The organism is Saezia sanguinis (assembly GCF_963921665.1).
Classification (GTDB): Bacteria; Pseudomonadota; Gammaproteobacteria; order Burkholderiales; family Burkholderiaceae_C; genus Saezia; species Saezia sanguinis.
The window spans coordinates 410,025-436,620 of record NZ_CAWUGC010000001.1 but is presented as its reverse complement, the minus strand read 5'-3'; the positions used below and the strand labels follow the sequence as shown (position 1 = coordinate 436,620).

Annotated in this window: 19 protein-coding genes and 1 pseudogene; 10 read left to right on the top strand and 10 right to left on the bottom strand. The window is 49.0% G+C overall.

Going from position 1 to position 26,596, the window contains the following annotated elements:
* Window positions 1-267: 267 nt before the first annotated feature.
* From AACY98_RS01970 to AACY98_RS01925, 10 genes and pseudogenes are all read right to left on the bottom strand, one after another.
* The gene (locus AACY98_RS01970; RefSeq protein ID WP_339800872.1) at window positions 268-1,875 is read right to left on the bottom strand and encodes a TolC family protein; all 1,608 of its coding nucleotides are present in this window, start codon (window positions 1,873-1,875) and stop codon (window positions 268-270) included.
* A complete protein-coding gene (locus tag AACY98_RS01965; RefSeq protein WP_339800869.1) occupies window positions 1,865-3,232 on the bottom strand; it encodes an HlyD family type I secretion periplasmic adaptor subunit in 1,368 nt (455 codons plus the stop codon). The genes AACY98_RS01970 and AACY98_RS01965 overlap by 11 nt, the downstream gene beginning before the upstream one ends.
* Window positions 3,229-5,772: a type I secretion system permease/ATPase gene (locus AACY98_RS01960; protein ID WP_339800865.1), complete on the bottom strand. Its 2,544-nt coding sequence runs from the start codon at window positions 5,770-5,772 to the stop codon at window positions 3,229-3,231. The genes AACY98_RS01965 and AACY98_RS01960 overlap by 4 nt, the downstream gene beginning before the upstream one ends.
* A gap of 88 nt (window positions 5,773-5,860) precedes the next feature.
* A complete protein-coding gene (locus tag AACY98_RS01955) occupies window positions 5,861-14,044 on the bottom strand; it encodes a calcium-binding protein (protein ID WP_339800863.1) in 8,184 nt (2,727 codons plus the stop codon).
* Between the two features lie 2 nt (window positions 14,045-14,046).
* The gene (locus tag AACY98_RS01950; protein WP_339800861.1) at window positions 14,047-14,703 is read right to left on the bottom strand and encodes a hypothetical protein; all 657 of its coding nucleotides are present in this window, start codon (window positions 14,701-14,703) and stop codon (window positions 14,047-14,049) included.
* 142 nt (window positions 14,704-14,845) lie between these two features.
* Complete coding sequence (locus tag AACY98_RS01945) at window positions 14,846-15,184, bottom strand: hypothetical protein (protein WP_339800859.1); 339 nt, start codon at window positions 15,182-15,184, stop codon at window positions 14,846-14,848.
* A complete protein-coding gene (locus AACY98_RS01940) occupies window positions 15,168-15,818 on the bottom strand; it encodes a hypothetical protein (RefSeq protein ID WP_339800856.1) in 651 nt (216 codons plus the stop codon). Before AACY98_RS01940 ends, AACY98_RS01945 begins: the two co-directional genes overlap by 17 nt.
* Window positions 15,819-15,941: 123 nt before the next feature.
* On the bottom strand, window positions 15,942-16,196 hold the full coding sequence (locus AACY98_RS01935) for a hypothetical protein (protein ID WP_339800978.1): 255 nt from the start codon (window positions 16,194-16,196) through the stop codon (window positions 15,942-15,944).
* Window positions 16,197-16,412: 216 nt separating this feature from the next.
* Window positions 16,413-17,063: pseudogene (locus AACY98_RS01930) on the bottom strand (filamentous hemagglutinin N-terminal domain-containing protein); the annotation flags it as partial.
* A gap of 12 nt (window positions 17,064-17,075) precedes the next feature.
* Window positions 17,076-17,333, bottom strand: a complete 258-nt coding sequence (locus AACY98_RS01925) for a hypothetical protein (protein ID WP_339800854.1) — start codon at window positions 17,331-17,333, stop codon at window positions 17,076-17,078.
* Between the two features lie 554 nt (window positions 17,334-17,887).
* On the opposite strand from AACY98_RS01925, the gene AACY98_RS01920 reads away from it, so the two are divergent.
* From AACY98_RS01920 to AACY98_RS01875, 10 genes are all read left to right on the top strand, one after another.
* On the top strand, window positions 17,888-18,811 hold the full coding sequence (locus tag AACY98_RS01920) for a LysR family transcriptional regulator (RefSeq protein ID WP_339800851.1): 924 nt from the start codon (window positions 17,888-17,890) through the stop codon (window positions 18,809-18,811).
* Between the two features lie 290 nt (window positions 18,812-19,101).
* A complete protein-coding gene (locus tag AACY98_RS01915) occupies window positions 19,102-19,812 on the top strand; it encodes a hypothetical protein (protein ID WP_339800848.1) in 711 nt (236 codons plus the stop codon).
* 116 nt (window positions 19,813-19,928) lie between these two features.
* Window positions 19,929-20,183 carry a helix-turn-helix transcriptional regulator gene (locus AACY98_RS01910; protein WP_339800846.1) on the top strand — a complete coding sequence of 85 codons (255 nt, stop codon included), beginning with the start codon at window positions 19,929-19,931 and terminating at the stop codon, window positions 20,181-20,183.
* A gap of 39 nt (window positions 20,184-20,222) precedes the next feature.
* On the top strand, window positions 20,223-21,062 hold the full coding sequence (locus AACY98_RS01905; protein WP_339800843.1) for a ParA family protein: 840 nt from the start codon (window positions 20,223-20,225) through the stop codon (window positions 21,060-21,062).
* A gap of 180 nt (window positions 21,063-21,242) precedes the next feature.
* Window positions 21,243-22,886 carry a ParB family protein gene (locus AACY98_RS01900; protein ID WP_339800840.1) on the top strand — a complete coding sequence of 548 codons (1,644 nt, stop codon included), beginning with the start codon at window positions 21,243-21,245 and terminating at the stop codon, window positions 22,884-22,886.
* A gap of 22 nt (window positions 22,887-22,908) precedes the next feature.
* Entirely contained in the window at window positions 22,909-23,460 is a 552-nt protein-coding gene (locus tag AACY98_RS01895; protein WP_339800837.1) for an STY4526/YPO1902 family pathogenicity island replication protein, read from the top strand.
* Window positions 23,457-24,662, top strand: coding sequence for an STY4528 family pathogenicity island replication protein (locus tag AACY98_RS01890; RefSeq protein WP_339800834.1), 1,206 nt, complete (start codon window positions 23,457-23,459; stop codon window positions 24,660-24,662). The genes AACY98_RS01895 and AACY98_RS01890 overlap by 4 nt, the downstream gene beginning before the upstream one ends.
* A 205-nt stretch (window positions 24,663-24,867) precedes the next feature.
* The gene (locus AACY98_RS01885; RefSeq protein ID WP_339800831.1) at window positions 24,868-25,668 is read left to right on the top strand and encodes a PFL_4669 family integrating conjugative element protein; all 801 of its coding nucleotides are present in this window, start codon (window positions 24,868-24,870) and stop codon (window positions 25,666-25,668) included.
* A 2-nt stretch (window positions 25,669-25,670) separates the two neighbouring features.
* Window positions 25,671-26,159 carry a DUF3158 family protein gene (locus tag AACY98_RS01880; RefSeq protein ID WP_339800827.1) on the top strand — a complete coding sequence of 163 codons (489 nt, stop codon included), beginning with the start codon at window positions 25,671-25,673 and terminating at the stop codon, window positions 26,157-26,159.
* Window positions 26,160-26,182: 23 nt separating this feature from the next.
* Window positions 26,183-26,590, top strand: a complete 408-nt coding sequence (locus AACY98_RS01875; RefSeq protein ID WP_339800824.1) for a single-stranded DNA-binding protein — start codon at window positions 26,183-26,185, stop codon at window positions 26,588-26,590.
* Window positions 26,591-26,596 lie beyond the last annotated feature (6 nt).

Sequence of the window (26,596 nt, the reverse complement as noted above, 5' to 3'; positions counted from 1 at the left end):
CTCATATCAGTCTGGGTTCAGCTAAAAGTCACCATTTAGATTTTTATAGATTATCTGATATGAAAAACTTAAATACGCACTCAAAATAGACTGCATTACAGAGACGTTACGAACCTGGGGCTGGCAAGCAGAGCGGGATCAGGGGTTGCGTGCTAGTGTCTGACTAACTGATAAACGCAAGCGGATGAAGTGCTAGAACGTGAAAATCGTAAACTGCCCCGGTAAAAACTCGTTCGATGGTTGATCGAATGATCCCTCGCCACTCCCTCAATTTCCCTGCGTCAACTCCCACGCATAGCCCTGCACCACCAGCGTCAAGCGTGCCGACTGCCACTTTGCCTGTGCCTGTATGCGCTGCAGACTCGCCTCCACCAGGTTATTCTGCGCCTGAATCAGTTGTGTGATATCTGCTGCCCCTTTGTCAAACTGGCGCTGGGCAGATGCAATCGCTTTATCGGACGCGACATAAAGCGTCTGTGCCGCATCCAGGTTCTGCCAGGCAGCCTGTGCGTCTGCATGTGCACGGACCAACTCCAGCAGAGTCTGCTGCTCTACTAGCTCCATTTGTGATCTTTGCTGTTGCGCTTGTGCCTGTGCTGCACGTACCCGGTAAGTATGGTCAAAGCCGCTGAACAAGGGGATGTTCAGTGTGATGCCGATGTTACGCTCTGAGCTGCGCGTGCTGCTGACGGCATCTGTCGGACGTCCATTGCGATAGTAGTGTGCTGAAAGGTCTACAGTGGGCATACTCTGGGCGCGTACCGCTTGGACGTTGGCTTCCCCAGCCTGCCATTGTGCCCGTGCTGATGCAATAGCAGGGTGATGCTGTTTAGCCTGTTCCAGCCAGTCCTGCAAAGCTTTTTCCACTAAAGCACGCTGTTTCGCCCGGTTTTGTGGGTCGGATATTTCACCCATATCCTGCTCCAGCGTGCTGGCTAGAACTAATGGGGTATTGGCAGGCAAGCCCACCAGATAGGTCAAGGTCGCCATGGCCTTGCGATATTCTCCTTGGCTTTGGGTTTCTTCCAGGCGGGCACGCGCCAACGCTGCGGTGGCCTGTAATACGTCGTTTTGTTCTCCTGCCCCGCGTTCTACCCGCCGTTGGGCTGACGCCAGTGTCTGCTCAGACAGCTGCGTCATCTGCCTTCGTGCCTGCCAGGTGGCTTTAGCGGTTTGCGCATCATAATAGGCCTGCACAATATCAATAATGGCCTGTTGCAAGGTTGCACTCTGGTTATAAACAGCCGCAGCCAGTTGGAAGTTGGCTGATTCCAATGTTGCACTGCGCGCCCCAAAGTCCAGCAAACGCCAGCTCATACTGATGTAGCCGCTGGTGTTTCTGGCGGTTGTGTCGCCTGAGTTGATATAGCTGGTTTCGCTGCTCTGGCGGGTTATCGCCGCACTCAATGTGGGCAAATAGGCTGCACGGGCCTGTCCTACATTGCTGGCCTGCAAGCGGATCTCACTCCAGGTGCCGCGCACCTGCGGGTTGTGGCACAATCCCAGATCGAGCGCTAAAAGCAGGGATATCTCGGGTGCATTCTGTTGACCCGTATGGTCTTGTGCGCTTTTCTCCTGGCTTACTTGCGTACTCTCATATAAACGCTGTGCAGCCAGTTCAGGGCTACGCGGCTGCGCAGCATAGTCTGCCGTTGCGCAAACCGCTGCGGCTCCTGAATATACATTCGCAGGATATTGCATCGCATGGCTCAATACAGCAGGCTGCGCCGACAATGGGTCTTCAATCGGAGCGTCCCAGGTTGTCAACTGTGGCGGTGGTGGTATAGGTGGTGACATGCCCTGCGCCTGAACCGTACAAACGCCCCAGCAACCCAGCAACCCGACTGCAATGCATTTCTTCAGATCAGCGCTCATTGAGTGCCTCTCTGGAGTGTCGCAACAAGGGGCTGAGCACGTATTCAATGATCCGGCGGTCTCCGGTTTTGATTTCGACATTGACCGACATGCCCGGAGTAACTGGCATGGGCTTGCCATCGACATCCAGTGTGGTTTCTCTCAAGCGTACCCGCACGGCATAGATCAACCCGCGTTTTTCGTCTTCAATGGCATCATCCGATACATGCACCACTTCCCCGGGCAATGTGCCGTATTTGGTGTACTGAAAGGTGTCCACCTTGACCGCGGCTGCCTGTCCCACATGGACAAAGCCCCGGTCTTTGTTTTCGATAAAGGCTTCGACTTCAACCGGCCCGCTGGTGGGCACAATCTGCATCAAAGGCTGTGCCGCTGGCACTACGCCGCCAATGGTATGGATCGTCAGCTGCTGCACGGTGCCGTCAATCGGGGAACGTAAAACGTACAGTCCCATCATGGCGTTATAGCGTTCAACATCCTGGCGAGCCGTACTGACACCCCGGCGGGCCTGGGCCATTTCGTCGTATGCGGTTTTCTGGGTTTCTGCAATCAAGGCAGCGCGCTGGCTTTGTGCCACCTGCAACTGCCCGACCATCTGTACACGTGCCTGTTCTTTTTCCAGATAGGTGTTGCGCGGTACATCACTGGTCGCAGCCAGTGCCCGGTAGTTTGCAGCCTGCTGACTCAATAAAGGCAATGTTTTTTCGTAACTGGCAATTTCGTCATTCAGCCGTGTCAGCTTGGCCCGGTAGTCCTGGTATTGTCCCTGCACATGCAACACTGCGGCCTGCCATTTGGCCGGGTCGATTGAGATTTTGTATTGTTCATTAAGGAGAGTCAATTCCGGCAGCTCTGGTGGCTGCTGCTTTTCAATGGCCAACAGCAATGCCTGGTTGCGCTCAAGCTGCAGGGCTGATTCTGCCAGTTCGCCGAGTGCCTTGTCCCGTTCGGCTTCAGTGGCGTCATCATTGAGTTCAACCAGGATATCTCCTGCCCTGACGGTTTTACCTTCGTGTACATACAATGCCACCACACTGGCCGTATCAACCGATGCAATGGTTTTGGTGTATTCGCTGGGAATGACTTTGCCTGCGGCGTTCACCACAATATCCATACGCCCGAATATGGCCCAGCAAAAGGCTATCACAATCATGGCAATCAATACCCAGGCAATGACCCGCGCTGTTTTGGAGGGCGGACGCTCCTGCACCGCCAGCGCAGCCGGCAGGAACTGGGCTTCATCTTCGGTAAACATGCCAGTGCGCATTTCATGGCGATGGCCCCAGTAGTAGCTGAACGCCTGGCGGTAGCGGCTCCATAGCTCCTTATAGGCCTGCCAGCGGTAGTTGGCGCTCATGTCTTTTCTCCTTCATCTGAAGGAGGGTTTGAAGCTGCCTGATCAGGTTGTTGTTCCGGCTTTCGCATGGTTGGCGATGATAACGAAGTCATCGTATAGCGTACTGAAGGTAATGCTGTACGCCATTTTTGTCCTTGTGTTCCAAAATCCCCAGAGGGCGACTCAGGTGCAGTGCCACCACCAGCACCTTTGCCTGCCTGTGGCTGTGCAGCAGGAGGTAAACGCCGCTGTGTTTTTTGTTGCGTGTCGGCAGAAGAAGGCGGAAATGTCTGCCCGACCTGCAAGCGGTACAGTTGTGCGTATATGCCCTCCTGATTTTTGAGCAGTTCATCATGGGAGCCCACTTCAGCAATCTGGCCACGCTCCATGACCACAATGCGGTTGGCATCACGTACCGCAGAGAGCCGGTGCGCAATGATCAGCACCGTGCGTCCCTGGCAGATATGGCGCATGTTATCCTGGATGATTTTTTCTGACTCATAGTCCAATGCGCTGGTGGCTTCGTCAAAGATCAGGATGCGCGGGTTGGTCAGCAGTGCCCGCGCAATCGCCACCCGCTGGCGCTGCCCGCCTGAAAGGCCTGTGCCGTGTTCGCCGACCATGGTGTCATAGCCTTCAGGCATTTCGCAGATGAAGTCATGCGCCCCGGCCAGTTTGGCTACCTGAATGATTTGCTCAAACGAGGCGGTGGGGTTAGATAGCGCAATGTTGTCGCGGATGGAGCGGTTAAACAGCATGTTTTCCTGCAACACCACACCGATCTGGTGCCGCAATGATGCAGTGTCAATGATGGCGATGTCCTGCCCGTCAATCAGTACCCGGCCCCGGTCCGGCACATACAGGCGCTGCACCAGTTTGGTCAGCGTGCTTTTGCCGGACCCCGAACGTCCGACAATACCGATGATTTCTCCAGGCTTGATTGCCAGTTGTACACTACGGATCACATCCGGCGCATCCGGCCGGTAACGAAATGAGACCTGGTCAAATTCGATGGCCCCGGCCAAGCGGGGAATTCTGGTTTTATTGCCCGCCACTTCGGTTTTGGCATTCAGGATATCACCCAGGCGGCTCATGGATATGCCCACCTGCTGGAAGTCATTCCACAGCTGCGCCAGGCGTACAATCGGTCCTGCGATCTGTCCGGCCAGCATGTTAAAGGCAATCAGCTGGCCTACCGTGAGTTTGCTTTCAATAACCAGCGTGGCACCCATCCACATGATGCCCACCGTGACCAGTTTGCTCACCAGGGTAACCCCGGCATTGGCTGCGGTGGAGATGTTGGTGGTGGAAAGGCTTGCGGATACGTAGCCGGCCAACTGTTTTTCCCACTTCTGCTGCCAGCGTGGCTCCACTGCCATGGCTTTCACGGTGTCTACCCCGGTAATGCTTTCCACCAGAAATGCCTGGTTTTCTGCGCCACGGTTGAATTTTTCGTTGAGCCGGGCACGTAATACGGGTGTAAAGAACAGTGACAGTAAAAAGTAGACCGGGATGGAGGCCAGCACGATCAGCGTCAACGATACGCTGTACCACAGCATAACGATGAGAAATACGACCGAGAACAACAGGTCCAGCACCACCGTCATGGCGTTGCCGGTCAGGAAGGATCGAATGTTTTCCAGTTCACGTACCCGCGCCACCGAGTCCCCGACCCGGCGACTTTGAAAGTAGGCTATGGGCAGGGCCATCAGGTGTTTAAATAGTCTTGCGCCCAATTCAACGTCTATTTTGCTGCTGGTGTGGGCAAATACGTAGGTGCGGATTGCGGTGAGGATGACTTCAAATACGGTGGCGCACAGCAGGCCAATGGCAATGACGTTGAGGGTCTGCATGGCATGGTTAACGAGTACTTTGTCCATGACCACCTGAAAGAACAGGGGTGTGATCAGCGCAACCAGTTGCAGTACAAAGGAAACGATCAGCACTTCGCCCAGCAGTTTGCGGTATTTGACAACCGCCGGTATAAACCAGGTAAAGTCAAATTTGGCGGTATCGCGTGCAAATGTGGCTTTGCTGGTAAAGAACAGCATCTCTCCTGCCCAGTGCGCCATAAAGGTCTGCCATGAGAGTACCTGCGGCGCCTCGCCCGGACGCTGTATCAGCAGGCGGGTTTTGTCGGGGTCTGGTTGCGATGTTTCCTGAGACTGCGTATGTTGTGCAACATCGCGACCTGCATCAACTTTAGCCAGAATGTAGTAGCGCCCCTCCTGGTCAACGGCAATACAGGGCAAGGGGGCTGTGGCCAAGCGCGCAGGGTCTTGTCTGGCAACTCTGGCGGTCATGCCAAGCGACTTGGCTGCGAGCATTATGGTGGTGTTGTCAAATGGTTCTTCGCCGAACTCATGCTGAAGTTTAGCCGGGTCTGCCACGATGTCATGAAACTGGGCCATCATCAGCAAACAGGCCAATCCGCTGTCTATACGATCTATGGCTGGTGTTTGTGAATCGGGTGTGTCTGACGATGTATTTGAGTCTGCGGTTGGAGGAACGTTTGGCGTTGCGGGTGCCGCCTGCGGCTCACTTGACGTACTGCTTGTCATTTGGTGGTTTCAATGGAAGGATATGAGAAGGAAGGGAAGGTGTTTTTCCTTCCCTTCTGTTTCTTAATGTTCCTGGCTGTCGCTTTGTTTACTGCCAGTTGGCTGCGATGACAGGTGCCAGTGCAGCCTGCTGCTCTGGCGTCAGGCTGGTCTGCCCGGCTGCCGGAGGCGCAAAAGCGGCCATGGCTGATACCAGTGCATCAATCTGGCTGTGCGCCAGAGTCTGTCCACTGCTGGTCTGCATCTGCTCTATGTGATAGGCATCTCCGCTATACCACGAGGATATGGTGATCTTATCGTCCGTACCAATCAGGCTGATTTCCAGGTTGCTGCCACTGCGCTTGAACCATAGCTGGTCTGCTGCGATGCCTTCTCCAAACACAAACTTGTCATTCCCGCCATCATCAAGCACGATGTCATAGCCATCCCCTTGACGGAAAAGATAGGTGTCGTCATTATTACCTGTACTTCTCATATCATCGTTACCAGTACCGCCATCAATGATGGAATTGTTTGTGCTTAGCAATGTATTTACATCGCTCCTGACAGTAATGATGTCATCTCCGCTGCCGCCACGAATCGTATTGCGTTCCCCTCCAGCATAGATATTGATCAGATCATTGCCTTCACCACCATCAAATAGATTGTCGCTATTTGATTGCCCTCCACTAATGGGCATTCCATTAAAAAAGATCTGATCATTACCATCCTCACCCATGACGGTAAGATTTTTGATGGAAAAGCCATTTATCTGGAATTGATCAACTCCGTCACCACCATACAGTTTTGATGATTCAAAAACATTTGAAAAGGGACTTTGTGCATACACAAAACGATCATTCCCTGCGCCTCCAAAAAATGTATTGAAGCTGCCGTTAGACATGATTTGATCATCACCGTCACCTGCGTCAATCGTCACGTAATTGCATTCCGCATCTGTAGGCACCCTGCGGAAACTCTCAATATAGTCATTCCCATCACCGCTAACAAAGGTGTTATGGCTTGCATAATTTCGAATACTATTGGGCGTACTGCCAGTGACAATGTAGTTATGCTCCGCTCCTGGGCGAATTTGAATCTGAGCTACACTGTCTTCGTAATAGATCGCGTTATAGCTTGTGGTGATGGTACTGGCCGTTGATCCAGTAAGTACCTGTTCTTTGACATTAATGATCAATGCGCTTGAAACTTCATGCCCATTACCATCATTGGCTGTGATGATGACTTCCAGGTCCTGTAAAACATCTGGTTGGCCCTGGAAAGTGCCGGTAGCCGGATCAAAGGATAACCAGTCAGGCAGTTCACCCCCATTGGCTAAACGGGCGCTGTAGGTCAATGTGTCTTCATCAGGATCGGTAAATGTTCCCGCAGGAATTGTGAAGTTAAACTGTTGCTCTCGTGCGATATACAGGTCTGATAGCGGAGTTTGAACTACGGGTGCTGTGTTGGCATTTTCTTCAACGGCAATATCAAGGTTTGCATTAGCTGTCGCCCCTGACAAGTCTGTCGCAATAATTTGAAGCGCTAAATGACCATTTGCCCCACTGGGAGGAGTGCCGGACAGTAAGCCGGTTTGAAGATCAAATGTTAACCACGATGGTAAAGCCGAATCATCAGCCATTGTGATGTGATAACTTAGAACATCGCCTTCATCAATGTCTGCAAACAGACCTGCAGGCAAAGTCCAGCGAAATACATTCCCTTCTTTGGCATTAACTGCATCAACGACGCCAGTCACATATGGAGCGTCATTCACGTTTTCGATATGGAGGGTAAAGTCTTGACTAGTCGACAGTCCACTTGGATCTGTTGCCGTCACTTTAAGGCTGAAGTTGCCTACATCGCCATTGCCCGGTGTCCCGGATAGAGTTCGTGTCGCTGCATCATATGTCAGCCAGCCTGGCAAGGCGCTGCCATCTGCCTGTGTGATGCTGTAAGTCAAAGCATCGCCATCCGGGTCGGTAAATAAGCTAGCTGGCAGTACCAGGGTAAAGGGCTCTCCCTGCCTGCCTTGCTGGTTAGTCACTGTTTCTCCGGTCACTGGTGCCTGGTTAGTTTGCCCGCCTCCTTCTACCATATTTCTGATCGTCTGCTGATCCCAGGCTGTTCCGTCTGCAAACTGGATGGCATTGATGCTGTCATCCGGGTCCATCCATTCGCCAAAAAAGCCGCTGACCATGATCAGGTCTGTGCTGTCTTTACGCCGTATCACGAGGTCGTCGTTCCAGCGGCTCAGGTCAATGTCTCCTGAACTGATGTCTTGTGCAAAGCGGATGGTGTCAAACCCTGCATCGCTGTTGTTGATGTAGTCCTGACCCCAACCGCTTTCAAAGTGATAGATATCATTTCCGGCTCCGCCGTCAAGCGTGTCGTTTCCTGTACCTCCTACCAGCAGGTCATTACCATCGCCTCCCATGAGGGAGTCGTCTCCAGCCCCACCATAGATGTTGTCGGCCATGGAAGATCCATTCAGATAGTCCCCTTCTTCCGTGCCGTGTATGGTAAGTGCACTTCCTGCAATGGTAGTTTGTGTCCACACCGTTCCATCGGCAAAGCGGATCTGATCCACTTTGCTGGATTCATCCCATGAGTTGAAGTAGTTTTCGATGGTGATCTGGTCTGTGCTGCCCTTTAGGCGCAGTATCAAATGGCCTCCAGCACCATCCCCTCCCATCCCTTCATAAAGGGTTTCTATGTCTTGTGCACTGATGCCTGCTCCAAACTGAATAACGTCAAGTTTGTTTTGCCCGTTATCCCAGTTGTTGATGACATCCTGACCCCAGCCGCGCTCAAAGTAATAGGTGTCAGATCCGGCTCCACCTTCAAGAATATCATTACCTGCGCCTCCTGCCAGGTAATCGTCACCATCTCCACCAATCAAAACGTCATCACCTGCATCACCAAACAGCCTGTCGTTGCCTGCGCCGCCATGGATTTCATCATTACCTGCCAGGCCATGCAACTCATCATCGGCCGAAGTACCCATGATGACATCATCTCCCTGCGTACTTTGGGGTATCAGCTGCCGAATAGTTTCTGTACTCCATATCGTTCCATCAGCAAACCGGATTTCATCAATCTGGTAGCGTCCAGCTTCGTCATCTCTGAAGTAGTTTCTGACGGTAATCTGGTCATCACTGCCTTCCAGTTGAATAATCAGGTCATAGTAATTCTGACTAAGCCGGAGATCGTTTACGCCAATACCTTCTGAGAACCGGATAATATCTGTGCTATTGCCTGAATCGTCATTACTGATGACGTCCTGGCCCCAGCCACGTTCAAAGTAATAGGTGTCCGAGCCCGCACCTCCAACCAGTATATCGTTGCCTGCTCCGCCGTTTAAAACGTCATCCCCAGCGCTGCCAAGTACAATGTCATCCCCAGCAGTGCTGTGCGATGCCATCTGGCTGATCATCCCCACATCCCATGCTGTACCATCAGCAAAACGGATCACATCAATCTGGTGCTCTGTAGAGCTAAAGTACGGATCAATGAACGATCTGAAATGCCCTTCTACGGTAATTGTATCGCCCGTCACATGATGACGAATCAACAAGTCGCCATTAGTTTGTGCCGTCAGAGTCAAATCCTGCGCAGTAATGCCTGCGCCAAACTGAACCGTATCCATACTTTGATCTGCCAGATAATCCTGGTTACGGATAATGTCATGCCCCCATCCGGACTCAAAATAATAGGTATCCGAACCGGCACCTCCTCGCAATTCATCATCACCTGCCCCACCTATTAGGACATCATCCCCTGCATCTCCTGAAAGTGAATCATTACCTTCTTCTCCATAGATAATGTCATTGCCATTGCCTCCTTGCAAACCGTCATCACCGCCCCGACCATACATCAGGTCGTCCCCTGTTGTTCCCCAACTGATATCCCCTTCCTCTGTACCGATGAATGGTACAGTCCCTTGGGCCAGTTGCTCTGCCGTCCAGACGGTGCCATCAGCAAACTGAATCTCTTCAAGTTTATAGCTACTGCTGGCGTAATCAAAAAACCGGGTTACACGAACCTGGTCTTGCGCCCCTTTGAGCATCAGCACCAGGTCCACCCCGTCCCGGCTGATCTCAATGTCTGCTGCCGCAATGCCTGCACCAAACCGGATCACGTCTTTCTTATTGGCACTGATATCGTAGTTATTGACCGTATCCTGGCCCCAGCCGCGCTCAAAATAGTAGGTATCCGATCCGGCACCGCCGCTCAGCCAATCATTGCCTTCTGCCCCAACCAGCAGATCGTCTCCTGCCTCGCCAAACAGCACATCATCACCCTGGCCGCCATACAGCACATCCTGCCCCTGCGCGCCATACAACGCATCAGCCGCCGCTGTGCCATGCAGTTCGTCATTGGCGTTATGCCCATAGATGTTGCTCTGTGCCGTATGCAAAGCTCTTTGGGAAATCATTTCGTAATCCCACACCGTACCATCCGCAAACTGGATCTGCTCCACAGCACCATAACCTTTAATCCGACTTCCTGTCTTAAAGTGGGCCTTCACATTAATGCTGTCGTTTGAGTCCTGATAGAAAATTCGCAGAACATTGTCTAAGGTGTAGTCACCCTCAAGCCACGCCAACCCGATATCCCACGAATAAATACCATCTCCAAAGCGGATAATGTCTATACTCTGATCTGCATAAGAAGAGTCTCCCCCATCATAAATCGTGTCGCTCCCCCAGCCTTTCTCAAAATAATAAAGGTCTGAACCATCGCCACCTTCCAGGTAGTCATTGCCCGTACCACCAACCAATACATCGTTGCCATTGCCCCCGTAAAGCTCATCATCCTGTGTGCCTCCATACAGCACATCATCCCCGTCTTCGCCGTAAAGCTTGTCGTAGCCGCCATCACCATACAGCACATCGTTGCTTAATCCACCGTACAGCCGGTCATCCCCCCAGCCTCCGTGCTTCACATCAGGGAAAATAGTACCGTACCAGGTATCGTTTTGCGCCCAGGTAGCCTTGCTGTCAATTTCAAGCCTGGACCAGACGACATCTCCTTCAAAGCGTATCTGCTGCAGGTTCCACCGGGTTCCATCTTCTGTTGTCGAAAAGTAATCCTTGACCGTAATGCTGCCGCTTTCATTTTTGGCGTATATCACCAGGTCCTTGTCGCGCCGCTCCAGCGAGATATCGTCCGGCGTAAAGTGTTGCGTGAATTTGATGAAGTCCACCGCACTTTGTGTATCAACACTGCTGCCATCAACCATCGCATCTCCCCAGCCAGGGCCTATGCTGTTGGCCGTATCTGCACCATTGCCAAAAACCTCATCTGCAGGCGATGAGTCCTTATCCAGTGTTTCTTCTGCATACTTTTCATCAATATGCAATACAAAATACTCATCCGTATCCTCCTTATAAGTAATCTTATACTTCCCTGCTGTAATCTCACTGACCACAAAAGGCATGGCATTAATTTCTTCTGGTTCATCACGGTTCTCACGATCTAACCATGCCATGTTAAATTGGATAGGAGCCATCCATGGACGTGATTTGGGTCGATAATAAATTACTGAATTTATATCAGCCTCACCAATAAAATCACCAAGCGTCACATGATAGGTATCTACACCTGCCCCACCGTTAAGGGTACTGCGTCCCCCATACGAATAAACGGTGTCATTGCCTTCTCCGCCCGAGAATTGATTACCTAGTCCGTAAAGATAGACGGTATCCTGACCCTGCCCACCATAAACATGGTTTTCGGCTCTATCCCTGAGGCCAAAACGAAGTTTTTCTTCTCCGATACGAATCGTATCGTTGCCATCACCACCATATATTTCATTATTAGTTCCCAGAACGGTGATGGTATCGTCACCCGTGCCGCCATATATCCGGTTATTACTGGCTTCACTCAGAATCTGGTCTTTGGTCCCTATATAAATCTCATCGTCACCTTCGTTGCCCGAAATGTCGTTATCAACACCTTTAATGAGGTAGATCTTATCCTTCTCACTCCCGCCATTGACGGTATTCTGGCTTGAAGTTTCCTGCCCCCATTGTTGAGACCCGGCCACTTCCTGCGAAAACTTTGCGCCAACGGTAATCTGGTTTTCGCCATTGCCTGCGTTGATCACCACATGGCTGCCATTGGTCGTGATCTCGTCGCCCAGGTCTCCACCGATAATCGTCGTATAGTTGCCAACAGCCTCAATCAGGTTTTTACCACCCGTACCATCAATCGTAACGTGATGGCCCCATGAATAGATATCGTTTTCGCCCAGGCCACCATACATCTGCACATAATCACCACGGTTCATCATGAGGTCATCCCCATCTTCACCATGCATTTCGGTTTTTTCTTCCGGCTCTTCGGTATACGTAACCTCTGCAGCCCAGTTCACCAGAACATCTGAATCTGCCCCGCCATACAGCTTGTTATTCTCGCCATACGTCACCAGATAATCGCTGCCGGCACCACCATACAACTGATACCCACCCCAGCGCCCGCCAATGATGGTGTCGTTTCCGTCCCCTGTGTTATGCAAACCAAAGCCACCACCATAATAGCTCCAGACAAAATCATCCACCGCATTTTGCTCATTGGTATAAAACCCGCCACTGTGTTCCACATAATCGCTGACGGTAATCATCGTGGAATTTTCCAGGCGCTCCAAAATAGGTTCGATCAAATCCGGCATATCGACAAATGTGGACAGCCTCTGGCGTAGTTCACGTATACCAAAACTGTCCCTGATTGCAGATTTCACCAAATCCGTTCCCCTGTGGTCCGAATCTGACGCAAATTGAGTCAGATCCAATTGCACCCCATTGGGAAGTGCTGTAAAAGCAGACTCTAAGTTACTGGCAGGGTTTGAATACCAATACTCCGTCAGTGCCGTAATCAGAGCATTTTCCTGAGCCTGAATATCCTTCTTATAAGCCGCCATATAGTGATCATAAGCAATCCGGTAATCGCCGCCTTTGGACGTGATATAGCTAAACTCCGAAGTTGAAACATCTTGCCACACACCAATGCTGTTCAGATCTGCTGCGATCAAATCCAGCCATTTGTCACCCTGAACATTGTTGTTGATGTTTTCTACATGTGTCTTCAGAATGTGGCTCAGAAAATCTTTTTCGTCATCTGTATTAAGATCCTCAACCCCATACAGTTGGGGATCAAAAAACACATCTAGTGCATGGTTATGTTCAAAAAGTGCTTGCTGAAATTTGCGGGATTCCAACACAGCACTCAGTAACACAATTGAATGTAACTGCGTCCCGCGAATAAGCTGCTCAGTAACAGAAAGATAAGTATTCAAAACATCTATCGCCTCTACCTGATTACCAATTGTCCCAACACCTATCGGAACATTCCCTCCTAATTCTGCAAGCACATTTTGTATACTTGAATACAACTCTCGATAATCAGAATGAATATAAAGACCTCCTACAGCCAATGCATCCAACAGCGAATCTACAACATCAATTACAGTTCCCTTAAGCCCGGGGCCAATATTGCGCAAAAGTTCTAAAATTTCTCCTCTTACATAGTAATTGCTAACCTGGTCAAACCTTTGCTCATACATTGATGGTTTATAGTATTCGTTTTTCCATGAATAAAGCTGCTGATCCTCCCCCATATAAATTCCATCAGCAACACGATGATAATCAAGAATATCATCGCCATAGGCACTATTAATCCGTGTGATAGCCAGATCTTTTTGAACCTGCATTTCGTTCATGTAATTAACGAAACCCGTAGGCAAATCACTTGTTATCAGACCATCACGTATCCAGCCTTGCACATCGTCCCAGTATTCACATACAGCCCCCAGCCTTTGGGCGCTCATGGCAAATGGCGCTTCGTCAAACACAACGGCTTCCTTGCCAAAAAACATCGCCATTAATGATGCCAGCCCGCCGCCCAGCGAATGCCCTGTAAACGTGATATTGTCCTCACCATATTTTTGTATGGTTTGCAGAGTCAGCAAAAGCGCACGGCGCACCTGCTCTGTGGGAACACCCAGCCCCGCCGGTATGTTGGTATTCAAATGCTCATCCAGCGTCGTATTGGTTCCGGTAAACGCAATGACGATCTCAGTGCCCTTGGTATACACCCCAGCTGAGAAATGCCCAGAATCGGCTCCTGAATACTCTAAAACACCATCTGGGGACGATGCCCCTATATCTTTGAGATGGTCGGAGATGATTTTGACTGCTGTCCAACCTTTAGCCTCTGCTTCTATTTGATTAATTTGTTGCCTCCGATAAGCTGCTGCTGAGAGCCATGCATAATCTGTTAATTCAGCCATTTTTATCTCCTTGGTGCGTAATCCCGACAACTATTCCAACTACCATCAATTTTTTTGTAAACATCTCCAGACCTCAGTGCCATCCTCTTTCGCTCAGCAGCTGTCAACCGGGATGATTGATTACGTACGATTGCAGAAGTCAAATTCGACTCACGCCCGATCAACTTGTCATCCAGCGGCACCACCACCCACTGACCGTTCTGTACCTCATACTGGCGGTACGGCGGCATCGGCCACCCCCATTGCACCCAGATGCCACACATATAAAACGTCGCTACCACATACCAGGTCTGTTTTTCTTCGTTGTAATCCATCAGAATCGGCACCGCATCCTCAAAACGCCATACCGGTGGCGGTAGCGCTACCGGGTTGTCTTTCGGCACAGTAATCGTCGTTATAACGCCATCTATTGTGCCGCCGCCCGTGCCGGACATGTCTCCCATCCCGGTCACAAAGCTCGCGGTACGGTGCACCCAGATCACCGTACCATTGCCCATAACAAGTTCTTCATCCCATTCGCGCTTGCCCGGGCCTGCCTTGTCGCAGCCTGCTAGTACCAACAGCATGGCTATTAGCAGTGCCAGGCCGATGTACCGGATAAGGTTTTGATCTGGATCTCTGGTTTGCTGATAATGGGTTTTGTTCTGAATCGCTGTCATTCGTTGTCCCCGTGTTTCAAATATCACAAAACAGGTATTTTTTACTGCTTCCTGAAATGCCTGTTGTCTGAGATCTGACAAAAAGTTTTTTACTCTATCTTTTTTTCTACCGACTGTATTTAACTGATGTATTTTGTATGCTTTACAGAGCCAGCAAATGTACACGGCGCACCTGCTCTGTAGGCACACCCACCCCAGCTGGCATATTGGTATGCAGATGTTCATCCAGCGTCGTATTGGTTCCGGTAAACGCAATGACGATTTCATTGCCCTTGCAGAATACCCCGGCTGAAAAATGCCCCGAATCATCGCCTGAATAGGTCGCAACATCATTGGGATTATCGGAGATGTACTGGACAACATCCCAGCCTTTAACTGTGGGATCTATCTGATTTATATTTTGACGGCGATAAACTGCGGCTGACAGCCATGAATAATCTGTTAAGTTTGCCATTGTTAAATCCTTATCGATAATTTCCACAAGAGTTATTCCATTTGCTAACAACTCGGCGATACATATCCCCAGCTGTGAATGCCATCCTCTTGCGCTCAGCAGCAGTCAGCCTTGGTAACTGATTGCTCACCATACCAGCTGTCAGATTCGCCTCGCGTCCGATCAACTCTTCATCCAGCGGCACCACCACCCACTGACCATTCTCTACCTCATACTGGCGGTACGGCGGCATTGGCCATCCCCATTGCACCCAAATACCACACATATAAAAGGTCGCCACCACATACCAGGTCTGTTTTTCTTCGTTGTAATCCATCAGAATCGGTGCAGCACCCTCAAAACGCCATTCCGGCGGCGGTGGTGCTACCGGGTTGTCTTTCGGTACAGTGATCGTCGTTATAACGCCATCTATTGTGCCGCCGCCCGTGCCGGACATGTCTCCCATCCCGGTCACAAAGCTCGCGGTACGGTGCACCCAGATCACCGTACCATTGCCCATAACAAGTTCCTCATCCCATTCGCGTTTGCCCGGACCCGTCTTATCACAGCCTGCCAGTACCAGCAGCATGGCTATTAGCAGTGCCAGGCCGATGTACCGGATAAGGTTTTGATTTGAGTCTCTGGTTTGCTGATAATGGGTTTTGTTCTGAGTCGCTGTCATTCATTGTCCCCAGTGGTCTCATTTTTACAGTTAATGCCTTTAGAGCTTTTAGACCATTTACCAGTATAACGATGCCATCCATTGAATCTGGTATGACCAGATTTTCAATCAGGTACTTCATCTCTAGGCAATTTTGCACTTTGGGTCACCCGCCTGGATACGGATTTCGCCGCCTGCAATGAGTTGGGCATTCTGGTTGGTCAGCATCTGCGCGGTGATACCCAGGTTACCACCCGCCTGTGTGGTCGCGCGGTTGTTGAAGGTGTCTGCTGCAATCGCAGTATGGCCTGCACTGAGTATTTCACCCTGATTGGTCAAGGTCTGCGCGGCCTGCACATCCAGATTGCCGCTGCCGGTAAACTGGCCGTTGTTGTCCATGCCTGCGGCAATCAGTCCATCCGTGGTGTTCTGGATGTTCTGCGCATTTAGGCTGACATTGCCAAGAGCCGCAAGAGTCCCCTGGTTGGAAAGTGTGCCGTCACTGTTGAGGACAAGTTGCCCTTGTGTATATAAATTTCCGGTGTTTTGCACACCACCCACAGCAGCAACCATATGACTGCTGTTGATGGTGCCGCTGTTAACCAGCATACCATCTGCGGTGACGGTGACCTGCCCGGCGCTGGCACCGATGTGTCCGGCGTTACGTACGCCCACACCGTACTCATTGCCTATGATGAATATTTTATTTGCATACATCCCGCCAATTTGGGCCACGTCAATGGCAAACAAAGGCCGTCCGCTGGCGTCTTCTTCAGTGGGTTGAAGGGGGGTGCCCTCCGGTGCAAAGCTGCCGGTGCCCGCAGCCAGCGTGAGGTCGTTGGCCCACAGGCCTGAGTTGATTTCAACGGCACGCGAGATGATGCGGGTGTAGTCGGCGCTGGAGGTATCCAGCCCCGCCCCATTGATGGCAATTCTGCCCCCTCCCAACGCTGCAACGCGATAGGATTCGAGATTGCCGCTGTTGTTAAAGACCGGGGTGCCAGTGGTCAGCGTCACGCCTGCGGCGTTGATGAAACCGGCACCATCAACTGAAATTCCGGCCGGATTGGCAATAATCACTTCGGCCCGCTGCCCACCGACTTCTATGTAGCCTTGCAGCAGTGAGGGGTTGCCCGAGGTGACTTCGTTCAAGATGACACGCGCTGCGCCATAAGGCAGGTTCGGATTTCCCTGAACCCATCCGCCCAACTGCGTCTGGGTATTGACAGCGCTGTTATTAAGAATGACGCCCTGTTGCTGGACATTAAACTGGTGATACTAGTTGCGACTCACACCTGCTGCACTTGGCGTGGTGATGTTGACAACCGGCACACCATTACCGGCACTGGTCTGACCAGGACGGTACTGCCCGGCATTCGGGTCAGGCACCACTTGCGCAAAAGCGGTACTCAGAGGCGTAATAGCAACAGCGATGGATAAAGCAAGGCAGCCTAATTGTTTAAAAGGATGGTACTTAACCAACTGACTACCGTAAATGGTGTTGCCCAAAAAAAAGGAACGAATTGGATGTTTCATAGAGAAATAGCTCTGATGGACGCATTGACCGGCTTGTTTTTGTTTGCGCCGGTTCAATAGCAGCGTCCTATTGGCTGGAGAGTTTGCAGGCAATATAAAGTGTTTTTATTGTTTTATTCCTAATAACCAACCTGCACTCTGGTATTACCAGATTTACAAATCATCATATGTTTATTAACATACATCGTGAGATTTCACTTTTGTACCCATAAACTGAACCAGCAAAGAGTCCTGCAACTCATTTGCCCGCTCCTCCTAACCCCCTTACTGACATGCTTATGCATAACTAAAAAGAAAACATGGTGGTAAAACAACCAACACGATGTGAAATGTAAAAATGGCATCGCGCGTACTACTTTTACTGATTTATTTCAATGAATCAATAAATATTCTATATTTCTTTTTGATCTAATGAAAATTACCTGTATTTAAAATACAGCCACACAATAACATATTGATTTATATCAATATTGTTGAGTCATTAACAATTGATCAAGAATTGCTCACAATATCAAAAGCCCCTTTGTACAATTCATTAATTGCAGGGGGTATTCATGACAGATCAGAATATCAGAGGTATAGAAATACGGCATATTCGGGCATTCGATGCAATAGTTAAAACCGGCAGTTTTAGCGAAGCAGCAAAAATACTCAATACAGTCCAACCCGCCTTAAGTCGATGCGTTAAAGAACTTGAAAATGTTTTGGGCGCAATACTGATCGACAGAACAACCAGACCTATCAGATTATCCTTGGCTGGAGAATCGTTTCACAAACATGCCAAAGCAATAATCCATCGTCTAAGGATCTCCATTCAAGATATTCAAGAGATTTCCAAAGGTCATCATGGAACGATAAAGATTGCCTTGTCTGATGACATCAATATGTCGTTAATCTCAGACTTATTGGCACAGTTTCGTGAAGACTCACCAGGCGTAGAAATTCAATTTTTAGAGGTTGATTTGTCAACCTTGCTAACCGGGCTCAGAAAAGGAGACTTTGATTTAGGCTTTTGCCGTTGCCCAGTCGCTGACGATCCGGTGATTAAATCCATATGTACTTATCAGGAAGAATTTTTTGCTGTCCTTCCTAAACGGCATCCACTTCTTAAAAATAAAGCTATCGAGTTAGACCAGTTTCTAAGCCAACCCCTGATTTTTTACCATCCTCAGCAACTCCAGGGAAGCTATCAACAAGTCAGCAAAAAAATCAATCTCTGCGAAACTCAACCAATGATTGTTCAATACGCCAAGTCTTTTGAACTTATGCTATCTTTGGTTGCAGCAGGATTTGGAATCAGTTTGATTGGTAGCAGCCGTAAAGAAATAGCGCACTCTGTTAATGTAGCAACGCGCCCATTTGCCACTCGTTTGACGTTGGAAACGTATCTTTTACACGCAAGCGCTTCTTCAAGCGCACTGAGATCGTTCATTCATCGTACCCATACATTACAAAACAACATAAATACAACAAATTGAATTAATATTTCATTATATTAATATATTCATGACATATATCAATATTAATATAATAGAATATGGTAAAGGGGTCCTGCGCATTTATACAATCCTATTCTTCAAATAATATAACAAAATTGTTATAAAAAGAGTGTGAAGCAAGGCTTTCTACTCCAGGATTCATTCGCTATATTTTGTGATATTCGAAAACAAATACGACCAAATCCGTATTTGTTCCATATTGTTTTTACTTTTTTTCTATTATTTTAAAAAATAGTTTTGAAAGTTCTGCATCATGGGGCCTCGTTATTATGTATGGACATAGCCATCAATGTCGTTTAGTACAGCGAATTTATTACCGCCCCATCGAGGCAGCAATTTTATCGTCCGGGCTAATTGATAAAGAAGCGGATATTCTTTTAAAGATTAATTATCAATCAAGACCAACATATGACGAGCTCTGCGAGTGGCCATCTGTCTTTAACTATAACGAGAGAATTTATGATGCCATCATTAATAAAGAACTGCCAAGTGGCAGAAAAGGTGTGACCTGCGATATCGATCCCGCTGACCAGGAATTAACGGTTCGACATATCGATCTGAAACGCTGGATATCAGACAACTACCCTTTTGAAAAGCCTGCCTTCTTGTTCAATGAAGAAGAAAGAAGAATGCATGTTGGCATTGACATTCACGCCTTGCAGTTAATGTTAACAAATAACAGCCTCCTGAATCAAAGTATTGATCACAAAAACCAGGCGATCGCAGACCTTGAAACAAAATGCAAAGCGATCATGGAAAATCCCCCCGTACTCAAGGAAAGAAGCGAAAACACTTATCTTTGCATCATCGGAGCGATGTTGGATATATTGGTTAACGACATCCATGCAAATTTTCCAAGTCAGGAATCCATCATTGACGCTTTGTTAACTCAGTACCCCGGCCACCCGGGTCTTTCCGAGCGAACGCTGAAAAGCAAATTTGCTGCTGCAAAACGCAAGATATCTACCAAATCTTTTTAGGTTTGTCAGTGCAATTGCACTTTGCTGATATGCAATTGCACTGACATAAGATGAAATAAACGTTTAAATCAAAGCACTCTCTTTTTTACACCTTAGTAACTGTCAGGAGTGTTTTGATGAACAAACAGCATATCTCTCATGGACCAGCCAATCCCGTCACAGTGCAGGCAGTTCCCGAAAAAACGCCAAAACGCTTTTTAAGAATCCATGAAGTCGAAGCACTTGTGGGCTTTAAAAGCGCATATATCTACCGGCTCATCCGGCAAAAGAAATTCCCGCAACGTATCCGTATTGGTATTCGTGCTGTCGGATGGGATTCAGAAGCGGTCAACGCCTGGATCGAAGAGCGAATGAAATCCTCCGTTTTGTGATTTTTCTTTTTCTCATGAAATATCGCAAAGGAGAACGCCATGCTAGTCGCATCTGTTATCAGTACCAAAGGTGGTGTCGGTAAAACCACCATCGCAGCCAATTTGGGTGGGTTTATTGCTGATGCAGGGCTACGTGTCCTGCTGGTTGATCTGGACATACAACCTACATTATCAAGCTATTTCAAACTCAAAAATATCTCACCCTTTGGCACTTATGAGCTGATTGCCTTTAATGAATACGATATACATAAAGTCATCAGCCGTACCTCTGTCAATCACCTCGATCTGGTTTATTCAAACGATGACCGGGGTCAGCTTAACACGCTGCTCTTACATGCGCCGGACGGACGGTTCAGGTTGCGCAATATTCAAAAAGCTTTCAATGACCACTATGACTTGATGCTGATCGACACGCAGGGAGCAAGAAGCGTCCTGCTGGAAATGGCAGTCATTGCCTCCAGGATGGTTATTTCTCCAGTAACGCCAGAAGTACTGGCAGCACGGGAATTCAGGCGTGGCACGTTGCAGCTGATGGAAGATATCGCGCCATACGCACATCTTGGCATTACGCCTGCTCCGCTGCACATGCTGGTCAACCGTGTTCCGACCGTTTCCAGCAGTGCCCGCATCGTACACAAGTCGCTGAAGGAGGTTTTCTGCGACCAGCAAGAAATTCAAATTATGGAGACGGCCATCCCTCAAATAGAAGCCTATACGCGGGCTGCAGCCCTGGCCCAGCCTGTGCATCGTATCGAGCGTATCAAGCCTTATGGCCGCATAACACCTTCGGCACTTGACACCATGAGGAAATTGGCGATTGAACTTTTTCCGCAATGGCAGGAGAAATTTGATCTCGTCACCGGCAAGGCAGGACATTGAAATGCGGATACAAAAAATGCATCGGCGACATAAGCGGCTGCAATTTCTGATTGTCTACCTGCTGCGCCATGGCTGGATTGTCAAACTGCACGCCAACGGATGTTTGCGTTTCAAGCAACCTGGTAAAAGATCAATTTATTTAAGTTCGCTTAGATACCAAGGAAATCGAAGGAAATAAGAATGACAGAAAAACAAAACGATATTTCAAACTCCTTACTGGCAGGAAATTTCGAGCGCCGCAGCCCTGACGCTAAAGCGCTCAGCGACCCAATCGTCGATACACCGATGGTGCTGACACTTGATCAGCTACGCCCCTATGAGCTCAACCCGCGTCTGACACGCAACCCTCTGTATGACGAAATAAAGACATCCATCCTGCAACGTGGCCTGGACACCCCCCCTTCTGTCACCAGACGCCCTGGCCAGGAACATTACATCATTCACAATGGTGGTAACACACGGTTAAAAATTCTCGGTGAACTCTGGTCTGAAACCAAAAATGAGCAGTTTTTCAAAATCCTGTGCATTTTCAAACCATGGAAAAGCGAGATCGTTGCCTTAACCGGCCACCTGGCTGAAAACGAACTGCACGGTAAGCTCACTTTTATTGAACGAGCCCTTGGCGTGGGCGAAGCACAAAAAATCTATGAACAGGAAAGCCAGTCGTCTATTAACCAATCTGAACTCGCAAAACGGCTAACACAAGATGGATACCCTTGTGAGCAGTCTCAAATCAGCCGTATGCAAGACACAGTCAATTTTTTATTGCCTGCAATACCGAATGCTCTTTATAGTGGATTAAACAGCCGTCAAATCAGAAGGTTGCTCTCACTGCGGCTATCAGCTTTTCGATTTTGGGAGCAGCATAATTCACACCCTGATAGTAAAGAATATTTTTTATCAATATTTCAGGAAACATTATCATCTTTTGATGCAGAACCTACAGAATTTGACTTTGAGCGCTTTCAGGATGAATTAGTTGGTCAACTCGCGCAAAATACAGGTCTTGGCTATGATCTGGCCGCTGCCGAAATAGTGTATGGCAACAAACGTCAAAACAAGACAGAACCGGTTGATGCCGAACCAGTGCCCCTCAGCGAGCTAAGCAATTCTGATCAACAAATCCCCAAAGACTTCATAAAGCCCGATCTGAGCGACGTACTGGCACAGGCCCAAAGTCATACCAGTAAATTTGTCATCCCCAAAAGGGGAAATGCAACAACCGGCAATACCGCCCCTCTCAAACAGCCTGCTTGTGACAATGAAAGTTCTCCTCCTGTGAGCACCAATGGAAAAACGCTCATTGAAGCACATATCGTCTCTCCTGATGAAACTTCTGAAAGGGTGCAAAACATACAACGGATGGTGGCTCACCATGTGGGCGAAGAAATTAACGATTTCAGTGAAAACGTACTCAAAGCCATTCCCGTGCAAGCTGGTGGTCTGTACCCGATTTCAGATGTGTGGTATATCGAACCCGCCATTGATATCCCAGAAGTGCTACGCACCCATATTGAGCAGCTTGCAGTAGAAATTGCAGATGGGGTTGGTTGCAAAGACCAGATTGAGCAAGATGAAGAAGGCATTGGTTTTACCTGTGTTGGTGATAGCGAGAACGCTATTTTGGCTTTACTTGGCGCAATCAGCCAAACACCTGCTGTTGAAAGCACTTGCGCATTGTCACTGTATACACAACTTCCCTGTTTGCTACTTGGCCCTTCTACCACAGAGCGGTTAAGCGATGAATCGCTTGTCAAGCTGTTTCGCCTAATCCGCCTGGCACGCAGACTGATTGAGTTGACGGTGGATGAAACTCAAATGTAATTACTAATAGAAAGGAGACGCGATGTCACTGAACCAGTCAATCATCACAGAGGTGCTCAATGAGCTTAAAAATGGCAAATTACGTAGATGCCTGGATATGGGTTTTACACATGAGGATCTGGTAGCACTCAAAAACCCTGAAATTCTAACACTGCTTGTCAATACATCTGTGCCCTGGAGCCGCATTATTGTCAACCCACCTCTTTTGCGAGGGCTCATTAATTCTTCCGGATCGTTGTTGCAGGAAGCCTTTTTGATTAACAGGATGCTCAGACTGTGCGCCAGCAGCAAAATGATTTGTGAAGTCTTTGGTCTGACACAGCGTGAGGTAGCGTTCAGGCGCTCCTTATTAGGGATGGAAAAACGCCAGGGTCGTTGGACAGAGCTCACTGAAGAGCAGGAAAACGAACTGTGGCGTTACTGGCTCACCCTCATTGACAAATACCATTTTGATGTACATAACGAACATGATCTGGCCAAATCCTGCATGTGGCTGGCTGAAGAAAAAAATCTGACAATGGCACAACTGTGGATGGCCATTCAAAAATGGGTAAAAGAAGGGTTGCACTCATGACGCATGCTCAATCGATACACTCAAAGGCATCCCCCACTCTTGCCGATCTGTTTGAACAGGCTCATGCGCTTTCTGCGGCTCCGCCAACGGACGATGTTTTTCTCTTTGCCGGGAACCGTCAGGAAAGCGTCCCCAGGACGCTTTTTTTTGATCGTCGCTTAACCCCCATAGAGCGCAACACATGGCAGATCATCAAGATGCTCATGGAAAGCGGCAGCAAGACCTCAATGCCCACTTATGATCAGCTGCGTCCCTTTCTGACAGCAGTGCCATGCGCAACACAGGCTTCCTACGAAACTGTCGCCAAAGCCATTACCCTGTTGCGGCTCACCCGCTGGATGACGTTGGTACGTCGCCGCCGCTTGCCCAATGGACAAGTGCAGAGCAATATCTATGTATTGCATGATGAACCGCTCTGCCCGCACGAAACGATACAACTTGACCGTGACTATTTTGCACTGGTCAGCAAAGCAATGGATCATTCCAGCAAGGCTATTCGTCGAATTGGTGAGCTGTGCTTTTCAGAAATTGTCAATGATCCAACGATGGGCACAAAATCCCTGCCAACGCGCCTGTCTGTTCTGACTAAGCGTATTACAGAGACCATGGAGCCTGAAAACCAAAAGTTATCCACAGAAAACCCGGCTTCGGAATCCGAAGACAGCAAAATGGTCTCACTTCGGAATCGCTACGGGCTGACTTCGGAATCCGAATCACGTGGGAAACCCGCTCAAAGTCAGACTTTCACAAATCCGAAGTCAGTACGTAGTAGTAGTATTTTTAATAAAAAGACTACTACAGAACAAAAGCGTGTGCATATTCAGCTACCAGAGCGTTTTAAACGGTTGTCACCCAAACAGCAAAACCTGGCGCTTACTGCTGTACAGCACCTGGATATCGGTATACAGCAACAAATTTTCATTGAATGGGATCGTCGTTGCGAAACCATGATTATCCGCAAACCACCGGCTTATCTACTCGGAATTATTCAAAAAGCACTGCAAGGTGAACTCAATGCGCTTAATGAATCCCCGCTAACCGAGCTACAACCATTGCTTAAAAAAAGTGAAGTTAAGCAAGAAGCCAAACCGCCACAAGAAACACCACAAGAAAAAGAAAAATCGTTGATGTATATCCAGCAGCTTCGAGAAATTGTCAGCAAATCAAAGAACACTTCATTCAACGGAGGAAAACAGGTTTAATTATTCTGTGAATCAGTGCCAGTCAGTAGCCCTCAGTAATTATCAGTTTATGTCCGTATTTTTTTATGGCCGCGGCCATAAAAAAATACAGACGAGTACTGAAGAATCCTATAAATAAAACCTCTTAACAGCAAAATCGCATTACTGGCAGTGATTTGGACCGTTTGCCTTGACGATCTGATTTCCAAAACATCAGGAATCATCTATGGCAAATGTTGAAAATACTTTTCTCAATTTAGGTTCATTACGAAGTCAGATGCGTCTGACACTTCATACTCATCACGCTGCTCGTATGTGGAGAGGCCGTCCACCGAAGGATGATGTACCGGGCATTATCGGACTGAACGGTTTTTTAGCCATTACCAACAAAATGGCGCGTTATGCGTCGCAGGACGATCCGTACTCTGACTGGTGGCTCATTCGCATTGAAGAAAAACTCAGCGATGTCAAAGCACGCCTTGCTGAGGTCAAGGAGCAGTTAGAGGCAATCTATGTCAACGTCCCTGCGGCAATGTCTCTTGGTGAAAACCTCAACCTGCAACCAGCCAATATCGCCATCTTTGCAAATTCACCGCTTGGGTTCCTGGCGATTTTTCTATTGGCAGAATTTGACGAAATATCACGCCAGCTGGTGCTGGCGCACCATACTGCACTGATTGACCGCAATACACTGGATCGCTATCTGGACGATTGTTCGCACCACCTCAGAAGCCTGTTTACCCTGGTCCAGCGCTATCGTCACTCAGAAGTCACTCGCGAAGATTTTGCTGCAGGCAATACTGCAGCGAGCACTGCTATCGAAAAATTCGGGGAAATCCCTGCAGACATCCTCAATGGCACACGCCGCTCGCGCTTTGCCCCGCCGATTTATCGACGACAGGAAAGCGTTCTTGGTGAACCATCACCAGATCATTTACCAGACCAGCCACCTGAACCTTCTGACGCTGATTTGAATGGTGATCCGGATAGATATGCGCTGGGCAATGACGAACCGGTTGACCAGTAAATATGACTACACAGCACTTCAAACCTCTGGAGCACACAGCCTTCCAACGCCTGGATCATGCCGCCTTTCTAAAAGGATTCCTTTTTCCTTTTAAGGGTAAAGGACCGTTTGAGGCATGTTCGAACCGACACGAACAGTTGCGCGACAGCTTGATCAGTTTAGCCCGGCATGAACTGTTGCCGCAAAGCCGAACCTTTCCGCTGGCGCTGCTGCCAATCCATTTCGGTATGCAATCGACTGGCGCAGGCACATCCTTTTTACGCTGGCGCAATCTGGATCGATCTGCCATGGGGGTGTCTCTTTGGGCCGATGTGATCCAGCATCCTGCCACCCCTGCACATCTGATCGCTGACCTTTATGCAATGGAGCTCCAGCGCATTGCCATCAACATGCAGATCAGTCTGGTTCATTTGATTTCAAAACAGGCCCGTGAATGTGCGCACAAAGCTGAATGGGCCCAGGCGATTTATCAGCAGCGCATCCACTCTTAACTTAAACTATGAGGAAACCAACTATGAGTACTCTTTTTATTGGCGAAGGTAATATCGGTTCCGAGCCGCAGTTTCACGAATTCCCGAATGGCAATGATGAGCCACGTCGGTTGTTGAAACTCAATGTCCGCTTCGACAACCCTGTTCCTGTGAAAGGCAAGGATGAATATCAGGATCGGGGAGGCTTTTGGGCGCCTGTGGAAATCTGGCATGCCAATGCTGAGCATTGGGCCGATCTGTATCAGAAAGGCATGCGCGTGATTGTACACGGGCGAATGATTTGCCAGGAATGGGAAAACGCTGAAGGCGAAAAACAAGTCACCTTTAAGGTCGAAGCCCGCAATATCGGCATCCTGCCGCATCGCGTACTGAGTATAGCCATCGAACCTAAAGGAGGTGAAAACCTGCCTGAACCACCAGTGGAAGAATAATCCACC